We start from the raw sequence: 19,813 nt of genomic DNA on the forward strand, positions 1-19,813 counted from the left end.
GCCCGTTTAAAATCTACACATCCAGTTCATACCCGATATTCCTGTATCCCACACGCCGGCGCTCATACATCTTGGCCAGCATAGGGATATTCAGGTCGGCATAATCGAAAATAATCACTTCACTCTTGCCTTCGTGGTTCCGGTGGAGACGACCGGCGTACTGGGCCAGTGTCCCCCGCCAGGAAACCGGTAATGCCAGAAAGAGGGTGTCCAGCCGGGCATCGTCGAATCCCTCGCCCAGATACCTGCCGGTGGCGATAATCAGCCTCTCTTCTCCATCCTGAATGCGGGCCAGCTCCTCCGAAGCGACACTCCTCTGCCTGACGCCCATGCCGCCTTTAAGGACGATCATGTTCCTGACAAGAGACCCGAGCCGGCCTGCAAGAAGCTCCAGATGATCCCGTCGTTCCGTCAGCAGGACCGGAGATCGACCCTGAGCAACCGTCCTCACCACGTCCTGAATAATCATGTCGTTCCGGGCCTCGTCTCCGATGAGGGCCTTGTAGAGTTCATGAATAGGCAGGTCTGGTCTCTCCGCCAAGACCTTCGGCAGCATAAATCCGGTCCTCCGGAGGATAACCCTGTGCCCGAAGGGCCGTTTTTCCGCCTGCTTCCGGTCATCCACCCGGAACCTGACAGGTCCGCACTGCATGAAGATAATCGGATGGTGGCCGTCTTTCCGGGTCACCGTGGCCGAGAGCCCGGTGACATACCTGGCCTTGCTCTGTCTGGCCACCAGTTCAAAGCTCCTGGCCGCGATCCCGTGGCACTCGTCAACCATCAGATACCCGTATTCCCCCACAATATCATCCACCACCCCTTTTGTGCCAAGGCTCTGAATGATCCCCACGTCGATGCGGCCCGACGGCTCGCGCCTTCCCCCGCCGATCCGGCCGATCTCTCGAGGTTCGATACCCAGAAACCGGCTCAGCCGATCCACCCACATATCCAGCAAATGCTTGCGGTGCACCAGGACAAGGGTGTTTACCCCTCTCGCCGCCATGAGATAGGCAGCCACAACGGTCTTTCCAAAGGCTGTTGACGCGGAAAGGACCCCGGTGTCGTGGTGCAACAGTGCCTCTGCCGCGGATTGCTGCTCAGGTCTGAGCCTTCCATGAAAAGAAAGATCTACAGGGTTGCCCCCGAAGCGTTTGTCCACGACGGTCGTCTGAATCTTCAGGGAATGGAGCAGATCGAGGACCTCCTCCAGACACCCCCGGGGGATTCCGATATGCCTGGAGAATTCCTCACAGCAACTGATGATATGTGGCTTGTCATAGGTGGGGAAGCGCATGGCCTGGGCCTTGTAAAACTCAGGGTTTTGAAAGGCGGCAAGGCGAATCATCCGATTTCTCAACGGGGCTGTCAGGGCCTCTTTTGCCACGTAGATCTGGTTTTCCAGGACCAGCTCGATCGCTTCCGGCAAAGGGCCGGAAATGGGCGCCCGCTCCCGCCGTCTGGAGGGAGGGAGGGTCCATGGCTCGTCATCCTCCTCATCGGTAACCGCCATCCGCACCCCCACCACGCGGCCTCGCCGCATGGCCTCGTCAACAAGGGCCCGGACCGCATCAAGATCCATCCGCCGGATCGACGACAGAAAGGCCCACTGGTCCGGGTGGGGTTCAAAACGATCATCCACAAAGAGGCTGTTTCCCTGTTCCCGGGCCCTTTTCTGCAGCGGAAGCGCAATGAGATTTCCAAAGCCCCCCTTTGGCAGGGTATCCTGACTGGGGAACAGCCGGTCATAGGAACGAAGGCCCAGTTCCGAACGCCGGTCCATGGTCTCGGTCAGGATAAAAGAGTACATCTTTCGCGCCACAGCAGCAGGCACGGGCCCGGAGAAAAAGGTCCATACATGCCCGCCGTTGCCGGATCGGGAACGCTCCGCAGCGGCCGGCACATCAAACCGCCTGCACGTCTCCACAAACTGGAACACGTCCGCGGTCCAGTCCGCTTGATCGAAGTCCGACGCGATGAACCAGCAGGTCTCATCCGGCAAGAGCGGGTACACCCCGATGGTAAAATCCCGATCACTCTTCTTTTCAGGATCACGGCCCAGGAGGTGGTTCCTGACAACCTCATCCGTAAGCGGAGAGAATTTCTGGTTGGGACAATTGCCGCATCGGACCGCAGGCTTCCGGCATATTCCCCTGATCCATTCATTGCGGCACACCGGCTGGTAGCCGCTCTTCCCTGTCTTTTTGCTCTCGAACCGCCTCGGGTAGACATCCTCCCGGCCCCTGAAAAGCGCCCGGAACAACCGGATCTTGTCCGCCTCCGAAGACTGGTTCGTCACGAATGGCTGGCCCTCCACCGGCGCATATCCGGGAGGGGCCTCTGCCACGCACAACCTGTTCTTTTCCGCCCTCAGGGTCTTGAGCCGCTCCAAGGCCTCGGCCCGGCGCTGATCCAAATCCGCCAGTCCCCTTTCAATGGCCTCAATCTCCCGGTCGATATCTCCAATTTTAGGCACTTCAGCTCACTTTAGGCACTTTAGGCACTTTAGCTCACTTTACTCCCTTATTTCCAATTTTTAGGTCAGAAAAAAAGGGAATTTTGATCGACTCGAAAGCAATAGGCACAAGGCAGAAAGATCAAAGGATAAGTTCAACCCGCTTTCAACTTTCAGCTTTCAGCTTCGAGCCGAGGGACGAGACCGGGCGCCGGCACGTCCCGTCTCAGGCACTCCAGACATCACCCTATCTCCGGCATCAGGGTCCACTTGATGATCCAGCCCTTTCCCTCAGGTCCTTGATCCAGGCAGACGATGCCGCCGTTCTGGAATTTAAAGACCGGACGCTCCATGTCGCCGGTGATGAGAAACGACGTCAGTCTCTCCATGAAGGGGAGATGCCCCACCATCATGAGACGGGTGTGGGCGTTCAGGCCCTCGGCAAAGGAGGCGACATCGTCTAAGGGCTTCAATCCGTCCATTTGTTTCACGCCCCCCGCAGGACTGAGGGCGGCCGCGAAGATCTCTGCGGTCTCACGGGCCCTCTTCTTGCCGCTGTGCACAATGGATCCCACCTGTACGCCGTACCCCCGGGCCGTGGCCGCAATACGCTCTGCATCCTCCCTGCCCTGGGGCGACAGGCCCTGCTCCGGGTCCTGATCCTTGGACAGGCTCTTGCCGTGTTGAACCAGAAAAATCGCCATGATTTTACCTCCTGGAGGGGTTAATGAAGCGGCGCTGAAAATCCTTTTTGAAGAGTGCCCTAGGCCACTATAGATGTAGATCCCCGGTTTCCTTAACATTCCAGCCGCCAAATGTTACTCCTCATATAGTACTTACAATTAGAGGGTCGGGATGTCAATCCGGGAGTTAGTGGAGAAAGGTATGGGCGACTCTTCAGGCATTCGTCAGATTCGTTCTATCCGTGGTCAGAGCGCCTTTGAAATGGGATATCAATTAAATTGACCCTCAGGTAGGAAGCAAGTCGGTCCTTTGAGATTGACCGACAGGATATGGCGGTATAGTCTCCAGTTATTCCGGCAAGGTAGTGCGTAGGGATATCTCTCGCCCGCTTCGCTAGAGCCCGCAGAGATCGCAGAGATGACACATTATTCTTTGCCTGATTTTTTGAGAGGAAAAATCAGGCAAAACAACCAGCTATCGCATTGGGTAATCCAGCATAGGTCCCAACAACACATCAGATGAGTAATTGCCTTTATCAAGGGATGTCAGGGTTTGATCAGAATCCTCCTCTCAAGGATTCTGATCAAGAAACTCTGTGGTCCCTGTGAGCTCTGTGAGAGACACAAAAATCTATGGGAGACCAATAGCGCGTTGTGAAACCGACCCAAGAACAACAGGCCATACTGGATTTGACAGGGAGGGTCCTTCTGCTCAACGCAAGGGCGGGGACCGGGAAGACCACCACCCTTCAAATGATCGCCTCCGCCCATCCGGATCTGAAGATCCTTTACCTGGTCTTCAACCGGAAGGCCAGAGAGGAGGCGCGTGGAAAGTTTCCAAGGAATGTGGAGGTCCGTACGGTCCATTCCCTAGCCTTCTCCAAGAATGTCGGTCAGATTGGCAACTTCACTATCGCCGACATGCTCCAGGCCTTCAAGGGACGACAGAATGCCCAGCAGCTCGCCGCGGTAAGCCATGATCTGGTCGAATTCTTTATGAATTCGCCGTTCCCCAAGATCGAGGAGGCCATGGACCTGTTTCAGGCAGAGCACCTCGGCCATCTCAGCGATGAAATGAAGGCGTCCGTTCAAGACCACCGGGATCGGATCGTTGAGGCAGGCAGGGAGATCTTGGGGCAATGGTACCGGACATCACGGCTTCCCTGTCGAAACCGGAGGCCCTCTTGACCCACGCATTCGGCGACGAGGCCAACATCGCCTATGTGGCCTTCACCCGCGCAATCCAGGACCTCTATCTCCCCCCGGACTTCAAAGACATTCTCACCCCCGCGTGGCAGGCGGCCATGAAGCAATATGAACCATCCCCACCTCCCAAGATCTCCCATGCCCCTCAGCCCAAACGTTCACGGACAGAATTCCGTGCCTTTTCAAGTACCCGATCCGGCCCCTCGACACCCAAGGCCCCCGAGCCCAACGCGCCACGCAAGAAACGCTTCAAGGTCGGGGACAGGCCCGCCCTGGCGCGACTTACCTCACCTTGAATTCAGGATTTCGGCTTGTGTCGCGTATTAGATTGGCCTCTGCAACTGACAAAGGAAATCAGGTCTGGGCCAGGGGTGAAAACGAGTCACGGAACAGGGACCGTCGTAGAGATTGATGGCGAGAAATATCTGGTGGATCTGCATGGGCAGAGAGCTAAGCTTTGGACAAAGGAATGGGCGCTTCGAAAAGCCTGAGGCGGGTATCTCACGGCCGAGGGACATCCGGGATGAGGGGTGCCTGCATCATCAAGCAAGAGGTGGTCGCATTGTCGAGTCCAGAAGAAGCCTCTTCAACGAGGTCCAACCGCTCCGAGACAGGGTTGCACCTTGGGGATGTCCCTTGTTTCTGTCCATCCCGTGTTTCAAATCAATCTCTGATCATTCCAAATTCGCGGATTGTTCACCTTCATGGATCACGTGAGGGAGGATAAACAGATCATATTCATCCTCCACCTTGATACATTCCTTGTGGCACGCCTCAAGAACCTCATCCACAGACAAATTCTTGGGAACTGCCACTTCAAAGGTAAAGTCTTCATCCTCAAAACTGGCAATAGGCCTCACATTGATGCCAGGATAGAGGCGGTGAACCGCATCTACGAACTTGGCAGCCGCCTCAGCCAGGCTCTTATTCCTGGTTTTCAATTCCGGCATTTGCTCACCTCGCTTTTTCCTCAATGGATTGGATAACCTGTTGCACCGTTTCCAGAAGATCGCCCAACTGATTTTCGTCAACAGGCCTTGCTTCATAATCGCTCTTGATACGATACGAATAGAGTCTCCTCAATAACAGCCGTTTCTCTTCCAGTAAGCCAGGTCCTGTACGCCTTGGTGACGGGTCAAACCAATACCCCGCCACGAAGTGCTTGATGATGCCAAGGTGCCGCCAGACTTTTCCCTCTTCCGGTTCTCCGAGGGCCGCCCACATGGCCTGGTAGGATGCATAATAGGCCCTTGACGAAGCGCTGTTGAACCGCTTGTCTTTGAACAGTATCCTCGCATCGTCCAGATAACGCCTTGCAATCTCTAAACGAAATTCGATCACGTTTCACAGTCCCCTTACAAGTATGAAATCGTTCCCCTGGCCTCATAACCCTTCAGGATTGCAAATAAATGTAAAGATGTAACTGGCGTCCTATACCTCTCATCATAGATCATCCCAGACTTCCTTCCAGGGCCTTGTCCTGCCTGCCCCAATATCATCCAACCCTTTTTTGACGAGCTTCTTGAATTCCGAGGATTGAGACAGAATCCTGCTTTCTCTATGATCTTCGACTTCGTCCATGATGGAAAGCATTCTCCGGTATTCCTTTATCGGTAGGATAACCGCAGTCGGGTTTCCCTTTTCGTCGACGATGTACTGTTCACTCACCGAAGGCGCCATGACGAAACTCTCCTCTCTAACGACTATTGGCAGCGAGATTCATTTGGTGGATCTTCTAAAGATACCCTTCACATGATCAAAATGCAATGAGATATCAGCCACCACTCCCTACTTACCCATATTGATTGCCCTGATTTCCAGTGATTACAAGGGGTTTCTAACAGGGTCCGGCGCTAGTGCATTCCTAAACTGGGGCGATCCGATCCGGCAACGGCATACGCCACTGCCCTCGGGTTTTCCATCCGCTTGGATGCGTCCAAGATTTCCATTCCCACGATATTTCCGATTTTGTGAAGTCGAGAATGATGCCCGCTTTCTCCTCATCGCTATCCTCAATCGCTGCATTGCTGAAGAGGCTGCGAAGGACATCCACCTGAGCGTCGCAGATTATCTTCATAATGGTCTGGCCTCCTTGAGTATTCGACGCCGCAGCAGCCAATAGAGTCCATCTTCAGAAACCACATCGACTTTGACACCGAGTAACTCCTGAAGGTCCAAGACCAGGGCGCTCAGATCGAGCAGGCTTCGTCCTTCATCCATTCTTACAAGGAGATCGATGTCGCTTTCCAGACCTGCCTCACCCCTGACCACCGAGCCAAAGACCCTTGGCTCCCGGGCGCCATGCTTTGCAGCCAGGGCGATTACCGCATCACGATGTTCTTTCAAACGTTCTTCGATGTCCATTGCAGTCACCTCAATCAACCCAACGACTGATTCTAAGGTGTATTCATGCCCATGGGCTGGATTAGCGTGACGGAGGCATTAACATCCAGACATAGGCAGGCTGAGCCGCCACGCCGGTCGGCGTTTCAGGGGGCATGCCATCCATCGTGAGCGTCAGGAGTACTCTGCGTGCTTTCGGGAAAAGGCTCCCCGCCTCCACAAGCGAGCGCAGTTCGCGCCGGGTTGTTTCCGGGTCTCCTGCATCGGCGCAGACCTGGATCAGCTCCATCTCGCCAGAAGGATATCGTGCCAGGAAATCCACTTCAAATCCTCCCGGTGTCTTGACATAGGTGATTTCGGCCTTTCGGCGCTCCAATTCCACCAATACAGCCGTCTCCAGCGCGTGCCCCGTGTTGGAACGTCCCGTGCGATCGAAAACCGGAATGAGTCCTGGATCAACCGGGTAAACCTTTCGGGGATTGACCATGCGTTGCCTTTCGGAGGCCGCCTCCATCCACACCGTGCGAATGAGAAAACAGTCGTTCAAATATCCCAGAAACTGGTGCACAGAGTCCTTGGAGATGGCGATCCCCTGAGATTTAAGCGCCCAATAGAATTTCTCCACACTGAAAAGTCCGGCGGCATTGCTCAGCAGGTGCCGCACCAGCCAGCGCAAACCGGTCACATTGCTCACAGCGTGCCGCTCAACCACATCACGAAGCATGGCCACATCCACATAGTCCCGCAGCAGTTGATACCGCGTGGCCGTGTCCAGGCCCTGGATCTCTGGAAAACCTCCCCTGACCAGGTAGTCCAAAAAAGATTTTTCCAAAGACGAACGGGATGGGTTATCCAGGAAATCGGGCTGGGCCGGTATCGGTTCTCCGTTGTGCCGCAATGCCTCTTCCAGGCTGAAAGGGTGCAAGACCACCTCCCATGCCCGGCCACGCAGGGCGGTGGCGATCTCCCGTGAGAGGAGGGCCGCGGAGGATCCGGATACAAACAGTTCGACCCTCTCCGAATCCAGGAGTCGGCGAACGAACCGCTCCCAGCCCGGCACGGTCTGTATCTCGTCAAAGCACCACAACACGGTTTCGCGGTTGCGAAATCCGGGATAGCGGCGATAGTATTCCTCTACCAGCGTATGTAGATGCTCTGCTGTTACACCTGCCAGCCGCTCATCCTCAAAATTGATGTACGGCATGCGTTCCCGGTCCATGCCCTCTGATAGTAGTTCACGCTGCACCTGATGCACAAACATGGTTTTTCCGGCCCTGCGAATCCCTACCACTGCGGAAATCTTCCCGGGAAGAACTATCGCTCCATAGATACGTCTTCGGGTGCCGACTGGAATTGACGAAGTCAGAGATTCAGCCAGTTTTTCTTTGAGCCGATTCTGAAATGGGTTGGGGGAATTTATTTCCATGAGCAAATATTATCCTTTTTAAAAGGATAAATAAAGCCAAAAATCACCTTTAAGGAAGGAGAAATCTTTTTCTTTCTGCGGCCCATTCTTTGAGCCACGTTTCCGGATCAACCTCATCCAAAAGCCTGACAGTTGTCACCCAGCCTCGTCTTGTTTTGGCAGCGTCGTTGCCACTTCGAGAAACAATTGATCTCCCTTATCCTTCATGATCCAATCCGCGACCATCCTCATATTGTGAGGGTACAGTTCCTGCTTTCGGTTCAGCATGAATTCCAGCACTTCCTGAGTGCCGGAGTCCTCCATATCCCCGTTCCAGCAAAGGCCTCCGCGAGTATCCGACCCCGGTCTTCTCCGGTAAGCAAAGACGCATTCCAGCAGATAATGGCCATAGCGATCGCCTTGTGTTGCTGCTCCACATTCTCAGCATGCTCCATCAGCGGTGCAGCGTATTTCAGGATGACTTCCGACATCTTTTTTCTGCCCGGAGGATTCCGAATCAGTTTGCCCGCGAACCGGGGCTTCTCCTTCAGCACTTTTTCCATGAGGTCGCGAGGCTCGATTCTACGGGCCTGGCGGCGCAGTTTCTTTTTGGATGTTGTGGGTTTTTTTTGGATTTCTTTTGCGGCATGCCCTTTCCTCTCAAAATCGGCACCGTTCATCCCTATATATCAGCAAATTCATACCCCATCCCGACCCAATAACGCCAATCTTTGAACGCTTTCCTGGTTTGTTCAGGCGTTGTACTGATCCGCGTCAGCGGGGAGAGCGGCGCAATGAACAGTGAAGAATCATTCGTTATCAGCATTCCGGAAGTCAGGGTAGGAATTAAACAGGAAGTCTTCGTTTACCATTCGCCGGCCAGCCCCAGGATGCGGCGCCGATATCCTCTGAAACCCACATGCCGGTCTTCTCCAGACGATGGATCACCGGCTTGACGCTTTCGATCAAACCGAATGATTTGGCTTCCAGCAGGACCCGCAACGTTCCCCAAACCGTGAGTCCCGCTGCGATGGCCGTTCTTCTGGCAAGCGCATCATCCAGCAAGAGGATGTAATCGGGGTGTTCAAGAGCTAGAGACATGGCGGCAATCTCCCCCGCGCCGAGATCCGTGGCAAACCACTCGGAAGGCGTCGTTTGGGGATCCGTGATTTTCATCCAGGAATAATCTTGGGGATTGGGGACGTCGAATCCCCGGCCGCAGGCTCAGACGGCCCGATATGGCGTTGACGTGTCGGTTCATTCCAGTATCCCCCATTACACGTTGGCGCGATTGATCAGGCTCAGGAACACTTTGTTTTGAACTACCGAGGATTCCTCGGTAGTTCCTTTGCGGAGCAACTCACCTTCGTTATAGATGTTACGAACGTGCAGTCCGATGGTGTCTGTGTCTTTGTCAAAAAGTTCCGCCATTTGACGTTGATTCAACCAGACGGTTTCACGGTCCAACTGAACATCCAACTGCACTGTTCCGTCATCGGAGTGGTAAAGAATAACATCCATCAATCCGGTTCCTCGTCAAACAATCCCATCTGACCCTTGGGCAGCGGCGCCTGGGGCAGGTTTTCCACCCGCAGGCTGTAATCGTCATGCCCCCACTCGCACCGCGCAAGCACGGCCCTGGGGATCTTCTTTACCGTCAAATTGGAATAGCGATCCGCCCGGGCGCGGAATGCGGTGCAGAGCACCAGGAGCGATCGATACGGTCCCACCGACCCTTGTTCGGCGACAGGCTCTGTTTCCGGTCCAGCTCATTAGATTCCTGGGCTATCGGACCAAGGCTGATTTTGAGCGAATTCACGGCTGGGGCGATCCAGTGTTTCATGGCTGTGAAGAAGCAACTATTTGTATTCATTGTTTATAGCCCTTTTCCGTTTTCTAATGAAGTAAAAGGGCGGCATCGATCTGGTGCGGATTCAGATCCACCTGCGCATCCATCAGTGCGGCAGTCAACTTCTCGACACTGTCGGGCGGAAAGCGCCGCGTCAATTCGTAGAAGATATATTTTGCCTGATGGTCGGTTAGGCTCAACTTCTGGATTTTCCTTTTATCCCTTAATTCCTGTATAAAGCAACCGGCATGCCGGAGGCTCCACCACACACTTTTTCCAGAAACCCCGCCTATTTCAGAATGGCCAGACCCCATTAAAAAACAAAACCCCGATTCTCTCGAAAGATGGAGATCGGAGTTTATGGGCGAATATGACCATTTCCATTCCTCTTTCACTTTTGTGGTTGAAAAAGGCCAGTTGGTAACAAATTCTGCTTATTCTCTCATAGTCCGCCATGTTGCAGATGTCAACGGAAACATCTCCGATCCATATCCGGATGTCTTAGAGAAGATGGACGTTCAGCTTGGCCGGCGTCTCCGCCCGCGGCCGATGACGTAAACTTACACATTGGACGACGTCATATTTATGAGCATATGCTCAAAAAAAATCTTGACAGGGATTTAGGAGGAATTATATTATGAACGCACGCTCATAACAGGAGGGAACCATGCCGAGGCCCAGAAAACTCAGATTTGTGCAGGGACATCCCATTGTGGACGCCTTTATTCCGAACAGCGTGCCGCCCTGGGGACGAGAGGAAGTGACCCTTTCCATAGAGGGCCTCGAGGCCATCCGGTTAGTCGATCTTCAAAGGATGGACCAGGAGACGGCAGCGCAAATGATGAATGTCTCGCGTCCGACATTCGGGAGGATCCTGGCCGAGGCGAGGGCCATAGTGGCCGACGCCCTGGTTATGGGAAAAATGCTCAGAATCGAGGGCGGGCATTATGACATGCCGCCCAGGGGAAGAGGACGACACCGCAGGGGAAGAGGCGGTGCATTTTAGAAGAGAGGAGGTGACCACAATGCCAAGATTCAATGGAACAGGCCCGAATGGTATGGGCCCGATGACAGGACGGGGCCGAGGGCCCTGCAATCCTTCCCAGGCCGGTTTGGGTCCGGGCACGTCATCCGGTTTCCAGACTCCGGTAACCGGTTATGGACGGGGACTCGGTAACGGCCGGGGTCAGGGACAGGGCCGAGGCCTTGGAAGAGGCCGCGGCAGAGCCTCCGGCCAGAGAGGAAATTTTCCTATGCGAGGGAACCGCTAAACCGCGCTTGCACCCGATGACCGGTTGGTCTGAGTCATCAACCGGCCTGCGGCGGGATAATAGACACCAAGGACTGCGGTATGAGATGGGGGTGATCACGCCCTGTGTGACTGCCGCCATCTCACCCGCAAAACAGATTAACCCTTTATTTACCAAAGGAGGTGTTCGATATGCCGGGATTCGATGGAACAGGACCCATGGGCGCAGGACCCATGACCGGAGGAGGCTGGGGCAACTGCAATCCTTCCGGAAGGTATTATGGAGCGCCGCGATACGGCCTGGGCCGTGGTTTCAGAGGCGGCTTTGGCCGTGGCAGAGGCGCATGGGGATATGGGAGAGGCTTTGGCCGGCAGGGGGCGTATGCCCCTGCAGCAGGATGGTACGGACCTGCTTATGCTGCGCCTTATGGGAATCCGTATTGCATGACCCCTGATGACGAGATGAACATGCTCAGAGATGAGGCGAACGGCATCAAGAATGAACTGGATGCCATTAATAAGCGAATTGAAGAGCTTGAGTCGAAATCCTCGGCATCATAACAAAACGCAACAAGAGGCTCCCGCGTTTCCGACGCTTCACAGGATTCAATTTTCCCGGAGGCGCGGGGGACATAAGGGTTGAATCTTAGTCATCGAATATTTTGTGTAAGACATGGAACAATGGGAGTTGCGGCCGGATGGATATGCCGGGCCGCGATTCCCATCCTATCGATCGCCATGTCATTTCAGACCGCTTACGGAGGGAGGCTTCCAGTGAATGAACCTGCCAATCAGCTCTTGATCCTCTATGACAACTACACATTGAAAAAATCTCTGACGCCCGCATGGGGCTTTTCCTGTCTCATCACGCTCCCGAAGTATCAAATCCTCTTCGATACGGGCGGAGACCCTTCGATACTCACCCGGAATATGCAGGAACTCGACCTGGATTGCCGAAAGATAGACGCCGTGGCCCTCTCCCATGTCCATGGGGACCATGTGGGGGGACTGTCGGGATTCCTTCAGCAGCGGCAGGACATTACCGTCTATCTCCCAAAATCCTTTCCGGAAGACTTCAAGCAAGCCCTCCGCCGGATGGGGACGTCTGTCGAGGAGATCGCCGGTCCCCGGATGATCCATCCCGGCGTCTACACCACCGGAGAACTCGGCCATGGGCTGAAGGAGCAGTCGCTCGTCCTGAAAACCCGTCGCGGCCTGGTCATTATCACGGGCTGCGCCCATCCCGGCATTGTGGAGATCGTGGAGCATGCCACAGCGGTTTTCAAAGACAAGGTGTACCTCCTTGCCGGGGGCTTTCACCTGATGGGGTATTCTCTGTCTGAGTTGAAGAAAATTGCCAAGCGGCTGGATGCCCTCAAGGTGGAAAAGATCGCCCCCTGTCATTGCAGCGGCGATGAGACCAGGAACTTCTTCAAGGAGTACTACAAAGACAATTATATCACCTGTGCAACGGGGCTCCTCCTGAGCCTGCCGGAGCTTGAACAATGAGCTGATTCGCTCCTGTTTTCACGAGTCGTCCGACCTTCCCTATTCCGTGGAGAGCGTTCTCACCGAATTGGGAAGGCTGACCTCATCCTCCCTTTTGAGCCACGGCCGCTTGTCCGGCCCTACGATCCGCGCAATCCTCTCGACAATCCAGTCAAAGGGAAAGTCGTCTGCAGGGGGGAACTTTTCGATATACTCGATATAAGGCTCTCCTCGAAGGTCCTTTTCAGGCAATATGGCATCGTGTTTTCCATCGAATTCCACCACAGGGAGACCGTTGTTGTCGCACAGGGTTTTGTCGAATGTGGCAGCGGCGTTCACCCATCGGCCATTCAGGAAAAATTGGTTGTATCCGTGCCGGGGAAAGGTATTGACGCCCAGCTTCTCATATATGTGAGGAGGCACCCGGTGGTTGGTGATCTTGGCAAAGGCCATCCGGCTCGGGATGCCGGCAGCCCTTCCAAGCGCTGTCAGGAGAACGGCCTTTTGTACGCAGTAGCCCTTGCCCCATTCCAGCACCCTGGACGCCTTGAAATCCTCCTTGAACACGGAAATCATGAAGACATTATAATGGATCGAATCCCTGACAAAATGAAAGAGCGCGACGGCCTTGTCCGCATTGCCGGAACACCCGCTTGTGACACGCTGTGCCGTTTCCGCAATGCTCCCGTGGTCGGAATCAATGGCATATGTCGGACGCAGATAGATTTTCATTTCACCTTCATTCTCCATTTCCACTCGGGACTTCCTTTCTGTTCGCTTACATGCAGGAAATTGGCATATTATTGGTTAACACATGGTAAATACGGGAAATCTCTTAGTGGATTGCGTAAGACATTCCTGGTTGTGACTATGCCGTGGCGGAAATACTTCCGGCCCGGTTCCTCTTTTTAATGGTGGCACTAACCATAAAGGGCATCATGGTTGCCACACCTTTAAATGAATGTCAAGGGTATCCCAAACCGAAATTCGTGGCCAATTTCATTTTCAAGGCCGAAATCAGGCTAATCTTAGAATTCAAAGCATCCCGTCATAGGTTTCATGCTCATTGTGCTGTCCCGGTCTGCCGGATGAATCGTGCGTCCCCGCCGACCCAGGCCTGCACATCCCAAAGCATCAGGTCTTTTCCTTCTCCGGTCTGGTATTCCAGGCGGTCTGCGCGAAAAACGGCGAAGATCTCGTTGTCGTGAACAGGCTGCACACCGAAGTTTTCCTGGGCCCCTGATTGTGCATCGTCGGCGTATTTTCGAATCGCTTCACCTTTCTCCGGGTGGGTATCCATCTCGTGATAGTCTACTGGAAAGCCCCTGCAAATGCCTTGCTTCCATCGTCAGCGAATTACTCCTTCAGCGGCAGCCGTACCGAAAAGGTGACGCCTGCATCCGGATTCGGACGCAGGGAAATGCTGCCACCATGGGCCTCCACGATTTTTTTCACGATCGGCAGCCCTAGTCCGGTTCCATCTTTTTTGGTGGAAAAAAAAGGTTCAAAAATTTTGTCCAGATCCTTCTCATTGATACCGTATCCGGTGTCGCAGCATTCCAGGACCGCATTATTTGCCGCCTTATGCGTTCGAATCCATACGGCCTGTTGGGGAGCGGATGCCTGGACGGCGTTCGTAATCAGGTTCATCATGACCTGCTCCATTCGGTTCCTGTCCAGCGGCTGCGGAGGCAGATCGGGATCGAATGCAGTCTTTAACTCCACATTGTGTGCCTCTCCGATGGGCCGGCACATTTCGACGCAGTCCTCTGCCAGTCTGTTGAGACTCTCCATGCTGATCTGCAGTTGAACAGCACGGCTGAAATCGAGCATTTCCCTGACCATGGATTCCAGCCGGGAGGTCTCTTTGACCACCAGGTCGAGTTTCTTCCTCTTGGGGTCGTCTGCAGACAGCTTTCTGGAAACCTGGGTCGTGAATCCGCCGATGGCCATAAGCGGTGATTTCATATCGTGGGCAATCTCTGATACGGCTTTCCCGATGGCCGCAAGCCGTTCCGACTCAACCCTTTTCGTGTGTTCCTTACGTTCCCTTTCGGCCAAGAACCCCAGTATAAGGGCGATAAAGATGTAGAGCGATCCTTCCAGAACCTTGTCGAAGTCCTGAGCAAACCCCTGCCACCGAAAGATCGCATAGGGGAGATAAAATACAGCCACGGCCATGGAGATATAGAGCGCTCCCTTAAAGCCGAACCAGAAACTTCCCAGGACCAGGGGCATATAAAACAGCATCCGGTACAGGGCGTGCTGGACGGTCTTCTCGTGGAGCGTAACATAGTGGAGAATCAGAATCCCGGTGACCAGTGCACAGATGAGTGCTATTTTGGCGTTTTTATGCAGGGGCGTCATGTCTGAATCCTTAGGGTCATAAACCCTGCTCGTCTTTCTTAAGCCTGGGCCGTTTCCAGATGTCATATATGACCGGAAGAATGACCAATGTCAGCAGGAGGGCGGAAAACAGTCCGCCGACCATGGGCGCCGCGATCCTTTTCATTACCTGGGAACCGGTAGCAGTGCCCAGCATCACCGGCATCAGTCCCATAATGGTTGTGGATACGGTCATCAGAACCGGTCGTACCCTTTCTGCAGCCCCTTCGACAATGGCTGCATGAAGGTCATCCGGGGTATGCATCCCTTCTTCAGCACTTCGCCTGGAAAATGCTTCATCCAAATAGGTCATCATCACCACCCCTGTTTCCGCAGCAAGGCCGGCGAGGGCAATGAAGCCGACCATCACAGCCACGGAAATATTATACCCCAGAAGGTAGAGAAGCCAGATGCCGCCGACGAGGGAAAAGGGGAGGCCCAGCATCACGATGCAGGACTCACTGACGCTGTTGAAGTGGAGGTAGAGAAGGACGAACACGATGATCAAGGTGAGTGGAAGGATAATCTTCAACCGCTGCCGCGCCTTTTCCATGTATTCATACTGTCCGGACCAGATGATGGAATACCCCGGCGGAAGCTGTATTTCCTGTGAAAGAACACTCTTTGCCCGGTTTACGTAGGAGCCCACATCCACGCCTTTGAGATCCACATAGATCCAGGCATTCATGCGCGCGTTTTCTGTTTTGATGCCGGGCGGTCCCTTGTGAATGGAAATGTCCGCAAGCTGGGCCAGCGGCACGTGGGCGCCAGTAGGCGCGGCGACCAGGACCCGGTTCAGCCGTTCGATGTTGTCGCGAAGCTCGCGGCTGTAACGGACATTCACCGGATACCGTTCGAGCCCTTCCACGGTCGTGGTCACGTTCATCCCTCCGATGGCGGACATGATGACGTCCTGAACATCCCCCACGGTCAGCCCGTAACGGGCAATCTCATAGCGGTTGATATCAAAGTCAAAATAGTTCCCGCCTGCCACCCGTTCCGAGTATACTGAAAGGGTCCCCGGTATGCCGCGTATGACGGATTCAATCCGGGCGCCGATGTCGGAGAGGGTCTCCAGCTCCGGACCGATCACCTTGATGCCCACGGGGGTCTTGATGCCCGTTGAGAGCATGTCGATGCGTGCCTTGATCGGCATGGTCCAGGCATTGGTAACGCCGGGAAATTTGACCGCGGCATCGAGATCTTCGACCAACTCTTCCATGGTGACATATCGTTTTTCAGGCCAGATCCAGGCGAGGGGCTTCTTGAGATATTCAGGCCAGCCGGAAAAGAACCGGTCGACGTCCTTCTTCCGCCATTCCTGCAGGATACGTCCCTTTTTCTCCTCGGGCCAGATCCAGGTAAGCGGTTTCTTCAGCCATCCGCGCCAGGAAGAAAAATACCGTTTCACGGCGATTTTCTCATAATGGACCTGAGGCCGAAGTTCTACGAGGGTCTCGATCATGGAAAGGGGGGCCGGATCCGTGGCCGTCTCGGCCCGTCCGATTTTCCCCAGGGTATGGAGGACTTCAGGAAAGCGCTGGATGATCTTGTCCGTCTGCTGGATCAATTCCCGGGCCTTTGTGATGGAAATCCCCGGGAGGGTCGTGGGCATGTAAAAGATGGTCCCTTCCATTAGAGGCGGCATGAATTCGCTTCCCAGCCGGCTCAAGGGGTAAACGGTTAAACAGAGGATCAGGAGGAACAGGAGTAACGTCATTTTGGGCCATTTCAGGACCCGCCGGATCACCGGTATATAGGTACGAACGAAAAACCGGCCGAGAGGGTTTTTGGCTTCGGGGATCATTTTTTGAGGCAGGAGGCAGAACACAAGGAAAACAGAGACTCCCAGGGCCGCTACAAGGCTCCAGTCGGGAAGATTCATTCCTCCCAGCCCGGCGATGACCACCAGGAGCGGAGGCCCCGCCGTCGCCAGAATCCAGGTTCCGAGGCGCCGGCGACGGCTTGTATGGGAAGAGAACACGTTGTCCATTACAAAAAAACTCATCAAGACCGGAATAAACGTAATCGCAAGGAGGGAAGAGGCCAGCAGGGCAAAAACCCAGGTGTAGGCGAGCGGTTTGAAGAGACGGCCAGACTGGGCCTGGAGTGCGAAGACCGGCAGAAAGGAGACCGTGATGATCAGCAGGCTGCTGAACAGTGCCGGTCCCACTTCTTTCGCGGCTTCCTGGATAACCTCGATATGGGGTTTTTGGCCCTGATTTCGTTCGAGATGTTTGTGGGCGTTTTCCACCATGACCACCGAAGCGTCCACCATCACGCCGATGGCGATGGCAATCCCGCCCAGGCTCATGATGTTGGCGTTGACCTTTATGGCATACATAATCAGAAGTGAGATCAGGATTCCTACCGGCAATGTGATGATGGCTACGAAAGCGGAACGGAAATGGATCAAGAAGACCATGCAGACCACTGCCACGATGATCATTTGGAGGGTCAGAGCCCCAGTCAAGGTATCAATGGATCGCTGGATGAGTGCCGATCGATCGTAGGCCCATTCAATCTCAACGCCTTCGGGCAGGGAGTTTTCGAGCTCCCGGAGCCTCTTTTTCACATTCCTTATGACTTCCATGGCATTTTCACCGAACCGCATGACGATAATGCCGCCGACGGTTTCCCCCTCCCCCTTCCATTCCAGAATGCCCCGGCGAAGCTCCGGCCCCAATTTTACATTAGCGACGTTTTTCAGCAGGATGGGGGTGCCGTAACGGTCCGTACCCAACGTAATGGACTCAAGATCTTCCTTCGACTGAATATAACCGAGCCCCCGGACCATGAATTCGGTTTCCGCCATCTCAATGAGCCTGCCGCCGACATCGTTGTTGGAGCGCTGAATGGCGTGCCGAAGGTTTTGAATGGACAGATCATAGGCCAGCAGCTTGTTGGGATCCACTTCCACCTGGTACTGCTTGACAAAACCGCCGACACTTGCCACCTCGGATATCCCCGGGACAGCGGCTAATTCGTAACGAAGGAACCAGTCCTGGATGCTTCGAAGCTGCTGGAGATCGTGTGTGCCCGTGGGATCCGTTAAAATATACTCGTACACCCACCCTACGCCCGTGGCGTCCGGGCCGAGAGTGGGAGTCACCCCTTTCGGCAGCCGGCCTGCCACGAAGTTCAGATACTCCAGAACGCGCGAACGGGCCCAATACATGTCGGTACCGTCTTCAAAGATAATGTAGACAAATGAAAATCCGAAAAAAGAGTATCCCCGGACCACCTGGGCGTAGGGCACCGCCAGCATGGCCGTGGTCAGGGGATAGGTCACCTGGTCTTCCACCACCTGGGGGGCTTGTCCCGAAAATTCGGTAAAGATAATCACCTGCACATCGGAGAGATCGGGGATCGCATCTATGGGAATATTCAACATGGCCAGTGTGCCGCCGACGGTTGCGAACAGCACAGCCAGCACGACCATAAAGCGGTTTCTGATTGAATATTCTATGATCTTTTCAATCATGGGCCTGTCAATGACCTGGATGGGGGGTCTCTTTGCCTTCTATTGGCGTCTTAGTTTCCCCCTCCATTGATTTTCCATTATTCATATCCGCGCGTTTGGGTTCCATCATCTGCTGCACCGCCTCTGTGAGGTCGGACTCCGAATCGATCAGGAACTGGCCCGAAGTGACAATCACCTCCCCCGGGGCAAGTCCGGATAAAACCTGAAACTCTGTGTTCATCTGAAGGCCCAGGGTCAGGTCCCGGGGTTCGAATTTGTTGTTTTCCCTTACCACAAAGGCGACGTTGCGTTCTCCGGAGCGGATGACCGCCTCCGAAGGAACCACAATCCCTTCTCCTTGATCGCTTTTTATGATGATGTCGCAGTACATGTCGGGTTTGAGTGTAAAATTCGGATTGTCGAATTCCAGCCGCACCACCACATCGCGTGTTTTCTGCTGAAGGTACGGGTAAACAAAAGAAACCTTGCCGGAATAGGTCCTTCCCGGAAAGTAGGGAAGGGTCATTTCCGCTTCCTGGCCCTGTGACACCCACGGCAGTTCGTATTCGTAGATGTGGGCTTCGACCCAGATCCGCGAGAGATCTGCGATCCGATAGACCGTGGTGCCGGTCCTTATATAAGTGCCCGCCTCAGCGTTTTTTTGGATCACCACGCCGTTGAACGGGGAGCGGAGAGTGAGGGTCTTTTTGAGCTTTCCGGATTTCTCCATGGCACGTATTGCGCTTTCCGGTATGTCGAAATACCGGAGCCTCTCGCGGGCGGATTCCAGCAGATCCAGGTTCTTCCTGCCGTGGCGGGTAAAATTTAGATAAGCGGCAAGATACTCCTGTTGGGCGGAGAAAAGCTCCGGCGAATACAGGTCAAAAAGCGGCTGGCTCTTTTCCACAAATTTTCCGGTAAAATCCACATGTATTTTCTCAATCCAGCCGCTGACCTTGGGACTGATCTCGGCGGTTCGCGTTTCATCGTAAGTGATATTCCCGTATGTCCGTATGGTTCGAACCAGCGGCGCCTTCTCCACCCGGGCAGTTCTAATGCCCATATTCTGCTGAACGACCGGGTCGATGCGCACATCAACACCATCCACCAGTTCGTCCTCGTAGACGGGCACCAGATCCATCCCCATGACACTTTTTCCGGGTTGGTCGTAGACCTCCGTGGGATTCATCGGAGAACGCCAGTAGGCCACCTTTCTTTCCTCTTTTTCTGGGATTGTCTTTTCCGCGGTTTCATGAGAAATCTCCAGATATCCCAACAGATAAGCGCCGC

The 19,813-nt window shown here is 54.4% G+C and carries 22 protein-coding genes and 2 pseudogenes; 6 read left to right on the forward strand and 18 right to left on the reverse strand.

What is annotated here, in order from left to right; translation table 11 throughout:
- Nucleotides 1-13 precede the first annotated feature (13 nt).
- Both K9N21_18460 and sixA read right to left on the reverse strand, forming a co-directional pair.
- On the reverse strand, nt 14-2,422 hold the full coding sequence (locus tag K9N21_18460) for a DEAD/DEAH box helicase (protein ID MCF8145896.1): 2,409 nt from the start codon (nt 2,420-2,422) through the stop codon (nt 14-16).
- A 272-nt stretch (nt 2,423-2,694) separates the two neighbouring features.
- The gene (gene sixA, locus K9N21_18465; protein MCF8145897.1) at nt 2,695-3,156 is read right to left on the reverse strand and encodes a phosphohistidine phosphatase SixA; all 462 of its coding nucleotides are present in this window, start codon (nt 3,154-3,156) and stop codon (nt 2,695-2,697) included.
- Between the two features lie 633 nt (nt 3,157-3,789).
- On the opposite strand from sixA, the gene K9N21_18470 reads away from it, so the two are divergent.
- Complete coding sequence (locus K9N21_18470) at nt 3,790-4,323, forward strand: AAA family ATPase (protein ID MCF8145898.1); 534 nt, start codon at nt 3,790-3,792, stop codon at nt 4,321-4,323.
- Nucleotides 4,320-4,637 (forward strand): hypothetical protein, encoded by a 318-nt coding sequence (locus K9N21_18475; GenBank protein ID MCF8145899.1) that lies wholly within the window; start codon nt 4,320-4,322, stop codon nt 4,635-4,637. Before K9N21_18470 ends, K9N21_18475 begins: the two co-directional genes overlap by 4 nt.
- Before the next feature lie 378 nt (nt 4,638-5,015).
- Here K9N21_18475 and K9N21_18480 read toward each other — a convergent pair whose 3' ends face one another.
- The 11 genes and pseudogenes from K9N21_18480 to K9N21_18530 all read right to left on the reverse strand — a co-directional run bounded on the left by K9N21_18480 (nt 5,016) and on the right by K9N21_18530 (nt 10,138).
- The gene (locus K9N21_18480) at nt 5,016-5,291 is read right to left on the reverse strand and encodes a hypothetical protein (GenBank protein MCF8145900.1); all 276 of its coding nucleotides are present in this window, start codon (nt 5,289-5,291) and stop codon (nt 5,016-5,018) included.
- 4 nt (nt 5,292-5,295) lie between these two features.
- A complete protein-coding gene (locus K9N21_18485; protein MCF8145901.1) occupies nt 5,296-5,682 on the reverse strand; it encodes a HEPN domain-containing protein in 387 nt (128 codons plus the stop codon).
- A 102-nt stretch (nt 5,683-5,784) separates the two neighbouring features.
- Nucleotides 5,785-6,021: a hypothetical protein gene (locus tag K9N21_18490; GenBank protein ID MCF8145902.1), complete on the reverse strand. Its 237-nt coding sequence runs from the start codon at nt 6,019-6,021 to the stop codon at nt 5,785-5,787.
- Nucleotides 6,022-6,194: 173 nt separating this feature from the next.
- Nucleotides 6,195-6,418 (reverse strand): annotated as a pseudogene (locus K9N21_18495) (DUF2283 domain-containing protein).
- Nucleotides 6,415-6,705 (reverse strand): nucleotidyltransferase family protein, encoded by a 291-nt coding sequence (locus tag K9N21_18500; GenBank protein MCF8145903.1) that lies wholly within the window; start codon nt 6,703-6,705, stop codon nt 6,415-6,417. Before K9N21_18500 ends, K9N21_18495 begins: the two are co-directional and overlap by 4 nt.
- A gap of 61 nt (nt 6,706-6,766) precedes the next feature.
- Nucleotides 6,767-8,110, reverse strand: coding sequence for an ATP-binding protein (locus K9N21_18505; protein ID MCF8145904.1), 1,344 nt, complete (start codon nt 8,108-8,110; stop codon nt 6,767-6,769).
- 260 nt (nt 8,111-8,370) lie between these two features.
- Nucleotides 8,371-8,769 carry a hypothetical protein gene (locus K9N21_18510; protein MCF8145905.1) on the reverse strand — a complete coding sequence of 133 codons (399 nt, stop codon included), beginning with the start codon at nt 8,767-8,769 and terminating at the stop codon, nt 8,371-8,373.
- 185 nt (nt 8,770-8,954) lie between these two features.
- Nucleotides 8,955-9,265, reverse strand: a pseudogene (locus tag K9N21_18515) (DUF3368 domain-containing protein).
- 99 nt (nt 9,266-9,364) lie between these two features.
- Nucleotides 9,365-9,610 (reverse strand): hypothetical protein, encoded by a 246-nt coding sequence (locus tag K9N21_18520; protein ID MCF8145906.1) that lies wholly within the window; start codon nt 9,608-9,610, stop codon nt 9,365-9,367.
- Complete coding sequence (locus K9N21_18525; protein MCF8145907.1) at nt 9,610-9,819, reverse strand: hypothetical protein; 210 nt, start codon at nt 9,817-9,819, stop codon at nt 9,610-9,612. The genes K9N21_18520 and K9N21_18525 overlap by 1 nt, the downstream gene beginning before the upstream one ends.
- Nucleotides 9,820-9,985: 166 nt before the next feature.
- Entirely contained in the window at nt 9,986-10,138 is a 153-nt protein-coding gene (locus tag K9N21_18530; GenBank protein ID MCF8145908.1) for a hypothetical protein, read from the reverse strand.
- Nucleotides 10,139-10,605: 467 nt separating this feature from the next.
- Here K9N21_18530 and K9N21_18535 point away from each other — a divergent pair, with 467 nt between their 5' ends.
- From K9N21_18535 to K9N21_18550, 4 genes are all read left to right on the forward strand, one after another.
- Nucleotides 10,606-10,944 carry a DUF134 domain-containing protein gene (locus tag K9N21_18535; GenBank protein MCF8145909.1) on the forward strand — a complete coding sequence of 113 codons (339 nt, stop codon included), beginning with the start codon at nt 10,606-10,608 and terminating at the stop codon, nt 10,942-10,944.
- A gap of 19 nt (nt 10,945-10,963) precedes the next feature.
- Nucleotides 10,964-11,209, forward strand: a complete 246-nt coding sequence (locus K9N21_18540) for a DUF5320 domain-containing protein (protein ID MCF8145910.1) — start codon at nt 10,964-10,966, stop codon at nt 11,207-11,209.
- A gap of 170 nt (nt 11,210-11,379) precedes the next feature.
- Nucleotides 11,380-11,748, forward strand: coding sequence for a DUF5320 domain-containing protein (locus K9N21_18545; GenBank protein MCF8145911.1), 369 nt, complete (start codon nt 11,380-11,382; stop codon nt 11,746-11,748).
- 120 nt (nt 11,749-11,868) lie between these two features.
- Nucleotides 11,869-12,696, forward strand: coding sequence for an MBL fold metallo-hydrolase (locus K9N21_18550; GenBank protein ID MCF8145912.1), 828 nt, complete (start codon nt 11,869-11,871; stop codon nt 12,694-12,696).
- A 39-nt stretch (nt 12,697-12,735) separates the two neighbouring features.
- Here the strand turns inward: K9N21_18550 and K9N21_18555 are convergent, their stop codons facing one another.
- The 5 genes from K9N21_18555 to K9N21_18575 form a co-directional block, all read right to left on the reverse strand.
- Nucleotides 12,736-13,407, reverse strand: a complete 672-nt coding sequence (locus K9N21_18555; GenBank protein MCF8145913.1) for a transglutaminase family protein — start codon at nt 13,405-13,407, stop codon at nt 12,736-12,738.
- A 331-nt stretch (nt 13,408-13,738) separates the two neighbouring features.
- A complete protein-coding gene (locus K9N21_18560; GenBank protein ID MCF8145914.1) occupies nt 13,739-13,975 on the reverse strand; it encodes a copper resistance protein B in 237 nt (78 codons plus the stop codon).
- Nucleotides 13,976-14,031: 56 nt separating this feature from the next.
- Nucleotides 14,032-15,042, reverse strand: coding sequence for a hypothetical protein (locus K9N21_18565; protein MCF8145915.1), 1,011 nt, complete (start codon nt 15,040-15,042; stop codon nt 14,032-14,034).
- Between the two features lie 16 nt (nt 15,043-15,058).
- Complete coding sequence (locus tag K9N21_18570) at nt 15,059-18,544, reverse strand: efflux RND transporter permease subunit (protein ID MCF8145916.1); 3,486 nt, start codon at nt 18,542-18,544, stop codon at nt 15,059-15,061.
- 7 nt (nt 18,545-18,551) lie between these two features.
- The gene (locus tag K9N21_18575) at nt 18,552-19,712 is read right to left on the reverse strand and encodes an efflux RND transporter periplasmic adaptor subunit (GenBank protein MCF8145917.1); all 1,161 of its coding nucleotides are present in this window, start codon (nt 19,710-19,712) and stop codon (nt 18,552-18,554) included.
- Nucleotides 19,713-19,813: the final 101 nt, after the last annotated feature.

The sequence above is a fragment of the Deltaproteobacteria bacterium genome (assembly GCA_021737785.1).
Taxonomy (GTDB): Bacteria; Desulfobacterota; DSM-4660; order Desulfatiglandales; family Desulfatiglandaceae; genus AUK324.